This window comes from Streptomyces sp. ATLC9 (genome assembly GCF_057196705.1).
Genome location: NZ_JBXUOY010000211.1, coordinates 1 through 9,296 on the forward strand (window position 1 = coordinate 1; position 9,296 = coordinate 9,296).

Genomic DNA, 9,296 nt, shown 5'->3' on the forward strand with positions numbered 1-9,296 from the left:
GCCGTGTACAGCGCGCCCGCGCCGCGGTGGTCGCGCCACAGCAGGCGCTCGGCGGCCGAGGCCGCGCGCCCGAAGGCGGCGACGGGGTGCGCTCGGCGAGGGTCGCCCGCGACCAGGTCGAGCAGGTACCCCAGGGCCGCGCCGCACGCGTAGCCCGCGGCCGCGGGGCCGAGGAGCGCGGGGGGGCCGGCGTCCGCCGGAGCGGGGGCCGGGGGGAGGGCGTGGTCGGCACGCATCGCGTCAGCCGGCCGTCACACCTCGTGCGGAACCGGTGGCGCGGCGGGATGGAGGTGGTGCGGCAGACAGGGTGCCGGGCATGGCGGTGTGTCCTCACTCAGGGTCCTCGCCCTGGCTCGACGTGACCGGCGGTGAGAGTCTCCTGGCTCCCGGATCGGCGCGTCCCCCGGCCTTCCAGCCCGATGCGAGGGCCGTGACGCTGGGTGGGGGAGCGCTCCCCGGTGACAGTGGCGGGACCGCGCCGGATTCGCACCGGCTTCCTCTCCTGCCGCCGTTTGGCAACGGGAAGTCCACCACGACCGGGAAGGCGCGTCAACTCACTCGTGACCTGCGGTGGCGCACTGTGCGGAAGCGCACACGGCACCCGGCGGCCCACGCCGGGGCGCTCACGCCCGGGGAGACGGAAGCGCGGCAGGGCGCGGACGGACCCAGGAGACGCCGGGACATCCGGGAAGGCCGGGAGGAACGCGCCGGCGCCCGGCGGTGTCCGCCGGGGGCCGGTGAGAGGCGTAAGGGTGCCGGAGGCCCGGGCGGGCCCCCGGGCGCATCGGGTCCGCTCAGGCCGCGATGATGTAGATGCCGTACGCCACCGCGGCCGCGCACAGGGCGTAGCTGGCGTAGGCGCCGACGCGGGCCAGGGCGGAGGAGCCGCCCCGCGTCCCGCCGTTGGCGCCCAGGCCGACGATGCCGAGGGTGAACAGGCCCACCAGGCCGACCGTCATCACGAGGCTGACGCCGAAGACCTGGCCGAGGGCGGCCCAGTCGATGTCCATGGTGCTTCTTCCTTCGCGGGGCTCGGGCTCAGGGAACGGAGACGGTGGTCTTCGCCGGGGTGTCGGAGGCCCTCCCGGCCTCCTCCATGGCGGCGGTGGGCGGCGGGGAGACGGCCTGCACCGCGGCCGTGACCACGCCCGGGTCCTCCGCCTCGGCCTGCTCGACGTCGTTGACGTTGGTGTGGTCGACCGGCTCACGGCGGGAGGCGATCCAGATGGCGGCGATGGCGGCCACGGAGGCGACCGCGACCACGGTGACGCCCCAGTCGCCCTGGATGGCCAGCAGCGCGGAGCCCGCGGCGATCAGGCCGGCGGCCGGGAGGGTCAGGCCCCAGGCGGCGACCATGCGGCCGGCGGTGCTCCAGCGGACCACGCCGCCCTTGCGGCCCAGGCCGCAGCCCATGATCGAGCCGGAGCAGACCTGCGTGGTGGAGAGCGCGAAGCCCAGGTGGGAGGAGGCCAGGATGGTGACGGCCGAGCTGGTCTGGGCCGCGAAGCCCTGTGCCGGGCGGATGTCGGTCAGGCCCTTGCCCATGGTGCGGATGATCCGCCAGCCGCCCAGGTAGGTGCCGAGCGCGATGGCGATGCCGGCCGAGGCGATGACCCACAGCGGCGGGTCGGCGTCGGCGCCGAGCACGCCGCCGGAGATCAGTGCGAGGGTGATGACGCCCATCGTCTTCTGCGCGTCGTTGGTGCCGTGGGCCAGGGAGACCAGGCCGGCCGAGGCGATCTGCCCGGCGCGGTAGCCCTTGGCGACCTGTCCTTCCTCGGTGTCGCGGCTGATCCGGTAGGTCAGCCTGGTCGCGAGCATGGCCGCGATACCGGCGACCAGGGGCGCGACGAGGGCCGGGATCAGCACCTTCATGAAGACGGCGCCGACGGAGACGGCACCGATGCCGGCGGCGGCGATCGTGGCGCCGAGGAGGCCGCCCATGAGGGCGTGCGAGGAGCTGGAGGGGAGCCCGGCCAGCCAGGTCAGCAGATTCCACAGGATCGCGCCGACCAGCCCCGCGAAGATCACCGCGGGTTCGATGCCGGAGTCCTCGTTGATGAGGCCCTTGGAGATCGTCGCGGCGACCTCGACCGAGATGAAGGCGCCGACGAGGTTGAGGACCGCCGACATCGCCACCGCGGTCTTGGGCTTGAGTGCCCCGGTCGAAATGGTGGTGGCCATGGCGTTGGCCGTGTCGTGGAAACCGTTGGTGAAGTCGAACACCAAGGCCGTGACGATCACGATCCCGATGAGAAGCGTGATGTTTTCCATTCACCCAGGCAATCGGTCGAGGGGGCAGGTACTCGGTGAACGTAAGGATGCCGGGTGAACGCAAGGTGAACTGGGAACGGCGTCACGGTGTCCCGTGTCGCCTGTGTGCGCAGGGTCGCACGGTGCGGTGGCGGGCCCGGCCCCGGTGCGCCCCGGCGCACCGTGCGCCTCCGGTGCGGCCTGCCGGCGCTAGAGTGCTCCGCCGGAGGTGGCGCGGATGCGGTCGGCCTGGGCGGACGCCTGGCGGGAACTGGTGGCCACGGCCCGCCGGACGGTGGCCGACGGCCTGGTCGTGGGTACCTCGGGCAACGTCTCGGTGCGGGTCGGTGACACCGTCCTGGTCACCCCCAGCGGCGTCGCCTACGACCGCCTCGGTCCGGACGAACTGTGCGCCGTCGGCCTGGACGGGCGGCGGAAGGCCGGCGACCTGGTGCCCACCAGCGAACTGCCGATGCACCTGGCGGTGTACCGCTCCACCGCCGCCGCGGCGGTGGTCCACACCCACGCCGTGCACGCCACCGCCGTCTCCACCCTCGTCGACGAGCTTCCGGCGATCCACTACATGGCCGCCGCCCTGGGCGGCGCGGTCCGTGTGGCGCCGTACGCCACCTACGGCAGCGAGGAACTGGCCGCCCGTGTGCTGGAGGCGCTGCGCGACCGCAGCGGCTGCCTGCTGCGCAACCACGGCACCCTCGTGTACGCCGACAGCCTCGGCCGGGCGTACGACGACACCGCCCAGCTGGAGTGGATGTGCCGGGTCTGGCTCGCCGCCGCCTCCGTGCCCGGCCGCGCCCCCTCCCTGCTGCCGCCCGGGGAGCTGGACCGCGTCGCCGAGCGGCTGCGCGGCTACGGGCAGCGGAGCCGGCCCGCCCAGCCGGATGCCGCCCCGCCCGGCGGATGATCCCGCGCGGACGGGGTACGAGGCGGGCGACCCCGGCACCGGGCGGGGGACCGGCCCCGGCCCGCCCCCGCTCACCCGCCGGAGCCCGCCCGCTGGCCCCGGCGACACCACGCCGTCATCCTTGGAGACGATGAGTCTGCGCAGAACGGCGGCCCTGACCGCCCTCACCACGCTCGGTGCCGGAGCGGCCGCTGTCGTGGCCGGCCGGTCCGCGGCCACCGCCGCCCTCAGGCCGTCCTCCGGGCGCTCCCTGCCCGCCGGCTTCGAGGGCCCGCAGCTGACCGTCCACGCCACCGCGGCGGGGCAGGTCACCCTGACCCGCTCCCTCATCTCCCAGCTCCCCGGCACCTACGCCCTCACCGGTCCCGGCCGGCACGCCGTCGTCGGAGCCGTGCTGGACGCCCCCACCTCCGCCGACACCGTCGTACGGCGCTTGGAGCGGGTGGACCGCGGCCGGCTCGCCACCGGCGACCGGGTGCGGCTGACCCCGCAGCTCCACACCGGAAACCCCGGGGAGGCGCTGGACCTGGAGTACGCGGACATCGAGGTGCCCGGCGAACTCGGCCCCCTGCCCGCCTGGTACCTGCCGTCCCTGCGTGAGGTGTGGGTCATCGCCGTGCACGGACTGGGCGCCACGCGCGAGCACCCCATGAACGTCCTGCCCTTCCTGAACGCCATGGGCGTCCCCGTGCTCGTACCGGCCTACCGGGGCGACCCCGGGGCGCCCCGGTCGCCCGACGGCACCGTCCACCTGGGCGACTCCGAGTGGCACGACCTCGACTCGGCCGTCCGCTACGCCCTCGGCCGCGGCGCCCGCGGCGTGGTGCTGTACGGCTGGTCCACCGGGGCCACGATGGCGCTGCGGACCGTCGCCGAGTCCCCGGTCCGCGACTTCGTCACCGGACTGATCCTGGACTCGCCCGTGCTCGACTGGCGGGCCACCCTGCGCGCACTGGCCGGCGCCCGCCACGTCCCCGCACCCCTGCTGCCGCTGGCGGTGCGCGCCGCGCAGGGACGCGCCCGGCTCCACCCGGAGCTCCGCTCCGAACCGGGCGACCCCGGCGCGCTGCGGCTCCCCACGCTCGTCCTGCACGGCCCGGACGACGCCGTCGCGCCCTGGAGCCCCTCCCGCGAACTGGCCGAACGGCGCCCGGACCTGGTCTCGCTGCACGTCGTCGGACAGGCCCCGCACGCCGCCATGTGGAACGCCGACCCGCGGGGCTACGAGGAGGCGCTGCGCCGCTTTCTCACCCCGCTCATGTGAGGCGCCGCGACCGGCGTTTGGGCTTTCGGGCCGTCATCAACAACACTGCTCCCGTGACGTCCCGTACCCCGCGAGACACCCGGCTGCGCCTCGTATCCCGACAGCCTCTCGCCGCCGCGCGCCGAGCAGTGGGCACGCGCCGCCGGCGGAGCGCGCCCCGGCCCCCCGAGGGAGTGCCCCCACGAGACCAACTCGCCCGGCAGGCACGGGCCTGCCTCAGCGACGCCGTGCGGCTGGCACGCTGGGCCGACCGCACCGGGCTGTCACCGGTGTCGGCCGCCGAGCGGGCGGCGGCGGAACTGCGGATGCCCGTGGAGCAGATCCCCGTCCACTGGGATCGCGCCCGGCTCGCCGGCCTCGTCGAACTGCACGACGGCACCGCCATGCCCGGCTGGCGGCTGCGCGCCTGGGACCGCGACGACTCGGCCGTGCTGCGCGGCTGGGTCGCGCTCTTCGACGCCTGGTCGCTGGCCCATCCCGCACCCGGCGGCGCGGACCCCGGCGCGGTCGGCGAGGTGGTCGTGGCGGCGCCGCAGTTCCTGTCGGTGATGCACCTGTCCTCCGGTCCGGTGACCGTGCCGGCCCTGCTGGACCTGCTGAGGCGGCGCATCGCGGAGATCCGCGCCGAGCGCGACGGAGCGGAGCCGCCGGGCGGCCCACCCGGCGACTCCCCGGCGGGCGGGGCGGCCGGGGAGCCGGACGACTGCCTGCCCTCGCTCCTGGACTGGGCCCTCCACGGGCTCGCCTCCGTCGGCGCCCTCACCCGCTGCGCCGAGGACGGCCGGGGCCGCCCCGGCCAGGCGGTGCTCACCCCGCTGGGCAACTGGGCGGTGTGGGTGAAACTGGAGCAGATCTGCGTCGCGGCCCAGAGTCCGGCGGGGAACATCGAGCAGCACGCCGAGGACATGCTGCGCGGATGCGCCAGGCTCTCGCCCGGAGAGGCCCGCGCCGAGTACCGCGCCTGGCTGGCCGCGCGTCCCACCGGCCCGGCCGTCGCCGAGCTGATCGGGGCCGCACGCGGCGACGACGCCCTCATCCGGGGGCTGGCCTTCGAGGCGCTGCGCGCCGTGGGCGCCCCCGCGGAACCCGCCGTCCGGGAGGCGGCGGGCGAGCCCGTCCTGCGCCCCTACGCCCTGCTCTGGCTCGCCGAGCACGACGGCGCGGACCCGGCGGACCTGGCGAACGGCGCCCCCGGTGTCCTGACCGCGGAGGAGGCCACCTGGCTGTGGGTGGACACCGCCGCGGCCGTCGCCGACCACGGCGACGGGAAGGTGCTGGTGGAACACCTGGACTCGGCCGTGCAGAGCAGCGTCCCCGGTCTTCTGGAGGCCGTCCGCGCCACCGGCCACCCGCGCACCGTCCAGGTCCTGGTCGCGCTCGCCGCGGCCCACCCGGACCCGGCGCTGGCCAGGGCCGTGCGCCGGGCGGCCTTCCAGGTCCACACCGGTGAGGTGTGACGGGCCCGCCCCCGGCCGGGCCGCGCGCGTCCCGCACGGCGGGCGCCCGCCGCCCGGGCGTACGCGGTCCCCTCGACCGGGCGCGGAAATCCGGTTGCGCGCCGCCGTTAGACTGGCCGCATGGTGAACCTCCTCGTGCATTAGCGGCGTACGCCCGTCTCCCAGCCCCCGACCGACGACGTACGCACGTCCACCCTGCCCAGGAGTATTTCCGTGATCACCGCCACCGGAGTAGAGCTGCGCGCCGGCGCCCGGATCCTCATCGAGTCCGCCTCCTTCCGCATCGCCAGGGGCGACCGGATCGGCCTGGTCGGCCGCAACGGGGCCGGCAAGACAACCCTCACCCGCTGCCTGGCCGGGGAGGGCGCCCCCGCCGGCGGGACCATCACCCGCACCGGTGAGGTCGGCTACCTGCCCCAGGACCCGCGCACCGGCGACCTCGACGCCCTCGCCCGCGACCGCATCCTGTCAGCCCGCGGTCTGGACACCGTGCTGCGCAGGATGCGCGAGAACGAGGACCGGATGGCGAACGGCCAGGGCGCCACCCGCGAGAAGGCGATGAGGAAGTACGAGCGGCTGGAGACGGAGTTCCTCACCAAGGGCGGCTACGCCGCCGAGGCCGAGGCCGCCACCATCGCCGCCAGCCTCGGCCTGCCCGACCGGGTGCTCGGCCAGCCGCTGCACACCCTCTCCGGCGGCCAGCGGCGCCGGGTGGAGCTCGCCCGCATCCTCTTCTCGGATGCCGACACCCTGCTGCTGGACGAGCCGACCAACCACCTCGACGCCGACTCGATCGTCTGGCTGCGCGACTTTCTGAAGACCTACCGCGGCGGCTTCGTCGTCATCTCCCACGATGTCGACCTGGTGGAGACGGCCGTCAACAAGGTCTTCTACCTCGACGCCAACCGCTCCCGCATCGACGTCTACAACATGGGCTGGAAGCAGTACCTGGCCCAGCGCGAGGCGGACGAGAAGCGGCGCAGGCGCGAGCGGGCCAACGCCGAGAAGAAGGCCTCGGCCCTCAACTCCCAGGCCGACAAGATGCGTGCCAAGGCCACCAAGACGGTGGCCGCCCAGAACATGGCACGCCGGGCCGAGCGGCTGCTGGCCGGGCTGGAGGAGGAGCGGCGCGCCGACAAGGTCGCCAAGCTGCGCTTCCCCGACCCCGCGCCCTGCGGCAAGACCCCGCTGATGGCTGAGGAACTGTCCAAGTCCTACGGCTCGCTGGAGATCTTCACCGACCTCTCGCTCGCCATCGACAAGGGCTCGCGCGTGGTCATCCTCGGTCTCAATGGCGCGGGCAAGACCACTCTGCTGCGACTGCTGGCCGGGGTGGAGAAGCCCGACACCGGCCGGGTGGTTCCGGGACACGGGCTGAAGCTCGGCTACTACGCGCAGGAGCACGAGACGCTCGACGGCGACCGCACGGTCCTGGAGAACATGCGCTCGGCCGCCCCCGACATGGACCTGGTCGACATCCGCAAGACGCTGGGCTCGTTCCTGTTCTCCGGCGACGACGTGGACAAGCCCGCGCGGGTGCTCTCCGGTGGGGAGAAGACCCGGCTGGCGCTGGCCACGCTGGTGGTCTCCTCGGCCAACGTGCTGCTGCTGGACGAGCCGACCAACAACCTCGACCCCGCCAGCCGGGAGGAGATCCTGGGCGCCCTGCGCACCTTCACCGGCGCGGTGGTGCTGGTCACCCACGACGAGGGTGCGGTGGAAGCGCTCCAGCCGGAGCGGATCATCCTGCTGCCCGACGGTGTGGAGGACCTGTGGGGCGAGGAGTACGCGGACCTCGTGGCGCTCGCCTGAGCGGAGCCCGTCCCCCGCCGCCCGGCCGCACCGCGGGCGCGTGGTGATCACACCGTTCTGGATCATTCGGCCGAGGCTTGATCCGTCATCTGAGTGAGATCGGCTCGTATTCCGGCGCGGCCGGGCGTCGATGGCGCCGACGCTGTGGCATAGACCTCCCCAACCGGGTGTTTGAGCACTAGTCGAGGCCCTGACCTGCCCTTTCTTCATGAAGTACGGAACCGTGCCCCCGGCGAGTCCCGCAGAACGCCCCGCTTCGGAGCCCTTCGGCCCTTGTCCGCCCGCCGATGACGTTCTACGGACCTTGCCGAATGGGTGGCCAGAAAACCGGCAAGGGGTGATCATGAGAGTCCAGAGCGCACTTCCCATGAGGAGGCACGGGTGGCCGAGACTCTGAAGAAGGGCAGCCGGGTGACCGGCGCCGCGCGCGAGAAGCTCGCGGCTGATCTCAAGAAGAAGTACGACTCCGGTGCGAGCATCCGGGCGCTGGCCGAGGAGACCGGCCGCTCCTACGGATTCGTGCACCGGATGCTCAGCGAGTCCGGCGTGACCCTGCGCGGTCGCGGCGGTGCCACGCGGGGCAAGAAGACCGCGACGTCCTGAGACCCAGGGTGTCCCGAGGGGCGCCACCCGGTCGGCCATCCGACCGGCCGGGTGGTTACTCTTCAGTCACTTGACAGTCGTCCGACTGCGGACTGCCCCGGGAGGTCCTCATGACCCTGCTCGACAAGGACGGCGTGCGGCTCGTCGCGGACGGTGCCGTGGCCACGGTCACGCTCGACCGCCCGGCCAAGCGCAACGCCCAGACCTTCGCCATGTGGCGCGCCCTGGCCGAGGCCGGGCGGCTGCTGCCCGGTGGGATCCGCGTCGTCGTCCTGCGCGGAGAGGGGCAGTCCTTCTCCGCCGGGCTCGACCGGCAGGCCTTCACTCCCGAAGGCTTCGACGGCGAGCCGTCCTTCATCGACCTGGCGCGCGGTTCCGATGCCGAGGTCGACGAGGCCGTCGCCGGCTACCAGGAGGCTTTCACCTGGTGGCGGCGGAACGACATCGTGAGCATCGCCGCCGTCCAGGGCCACGCGGTCGGCGCGGGCTTCCAGCTCGCGCTCGCCTGCGACCTGCGAGTGTGCGCCGACGACGTGCAGTTCGCGATGCGTGAGACCAGCCTCGGACTGGTCCCCGACCTCACCGGCACCCACCCGCTCGTCTCCCTGGTCGGATACGCCCGCGCGCTGGAGATCTGCGCGACGGGACGATTCGTGCGCGCCGAGGAGGCCGAGCGGACCGGACTGGCCAACCTCGTGGTCCCCGCCGCCGAGCTGGAGGCCGCCACCGCCGATCTGGCCGCGGCGCTGCTCGCGGCTCCGCGTGACGCGGTGATCGAGACCAAGGCGCTGCTGCGCGGTGCGGTGGGCCGTGCCTACGACGAACAGCGCGCCGCCGAGCGCGCGGCCCAGACGCGCAGGCTGCGCGATCTGGCCGGCATCGGCGACTGACGGCCGGCCGCTCTCACGCCGGGCCCCGCGCCGCCTCCCCCTCCGCCACCTCCGTCACCACGGCCGCGACCGTCACGGGCCCGGCGGCGCCGGCC

Annotated in this window: 8 protein-coding genes, 1 pseudogene and 1 riboswitch; of the genes and pseudogenes, 6 read left to right on the top strand and 3 right to left on the bottom strand. The window is 74.2% G+C overall.

Going from position 1 to position 9,296, the window contains the following annotated elements:
• The 3 genes and pseudogenes from AC2CJA_RS19780 to AC2CJA_RS19790 form a co-directional block, all read right to left on the bottom strand.
• A pseudogene (locus tag AC2CJA_RS19780) lies at positions 1-236 on the bottom strand (hypothetical protein); the annotation flags it as partial.
• 137 nt (positions 237-373) lie between these two features.
• Positions 374-499, bottom strand: a riboswitch (cobalamin riboswitch).
• Between the two features lie 295 nt (positions 500-794).
• Entirely contained in the window at positions 795-1,010 is a 216-nt protein-coding gene (locus tag AC2CJA_RS19785) for a hypothetical protein (protein WP_484604032.1), read from the bottom strand.
• A 28-nt stretch (positions 1,011-1,038) separates the two neighbouring features.
• Positions 1,039-2,274, bottom strand: a complete 1,236-nt coding sequence (locus AC2CJA_RS19790) for an anion permease (RefSeq protein WP_484604033.1) — start codon at positions 2,272-2,274, stop codon at positions 1,039-1,041.
• Positions 2,275-2,491: 217 nt separating this feature from the next.
• Between AC2CJA_RS19790 and AC2CJA_RS19795 the strand changes: the two genes are divergently transcribed.
• From AC2CJA_RS19795 to AC2CJA_RS19820, 6 genes are all read left to right on the top strand, one after another.
• The gene (locus AC2CJA_RS19795; RefSeq protein WP_484604034.1) at positions 2,492-3,175 is read left to right on the top strand and encodes a class II aldolase/adducin family protein; all 684 of its coding nucleotides are present in this window, start codon (positions 2,492-2,494) and stop codon (positions 3,173-3,175) included.
• 130 nt (positions 3,176-3,305) lie between these two features.
• Positions 3,306-4,439: an alpha/beta hydrolase family protein gene (locus AC2CJA_RS19800; RefSeq protein ID WP_484604035.1), complete on the top strand. Its 1,134-nt coding sequence runs from the start codon at positions 3,306-3,308 to the stop codon at positions 4,437-4,439.
• A gap of 53 nt (positions 4,440-4,492) precedes the next feature.
• Complete coding sequence (locus tag AC2CJA_RS19805) at positions 4,493-5,896, top strand: hypothetical protein (protein WP_484604036.1); 1,404 nt, start codon at positions 4,493-4,495, stop codon at positions 5,894-5,896.
• 213 nt (positions 5,897-6,109) lie between these two features.
• Positions 6,110-7,708, top strand: a complete 1,599-nt coding sequence (locus AC2CJA_RS19810) for an ABC-F family ATP-binding cassette domain-containing protein (protein WP_484604037.1) — start codon at positions 6,110-6,112, stop codon at positions 7,706-7,708.
• Between the two features lie 381 nt (positions 7,709-8,089).
• Positions 8,090-8,311, top strand: a complete 222-nt coding sequence (locus tag AC2CJA_RS19815) for a helix-turn-helix domain-containing protein (protein WP_175540892.1) — start codon at positions 8,090-8,092, stop codon at positions 8,309-8,311.
• A gap of 110 nt (positions 8,312-8,421) precedes the next feature.
• Positions 8,422-9,201 carry an enoyl-CoA hydratase/isomerase family protein gene (locus tag AC2CJA_RS19820; protein WP_484604038.1) on the top strand — a complete coding sequence of 260 codons (780 nt, stop codon included), beginning with the start codon at positions 8,422-8,424 and terminating at the stop codon, positions 9,199-9,201.
• Positions 9,202-9,296: the final 95 nt, after the last annotated feature.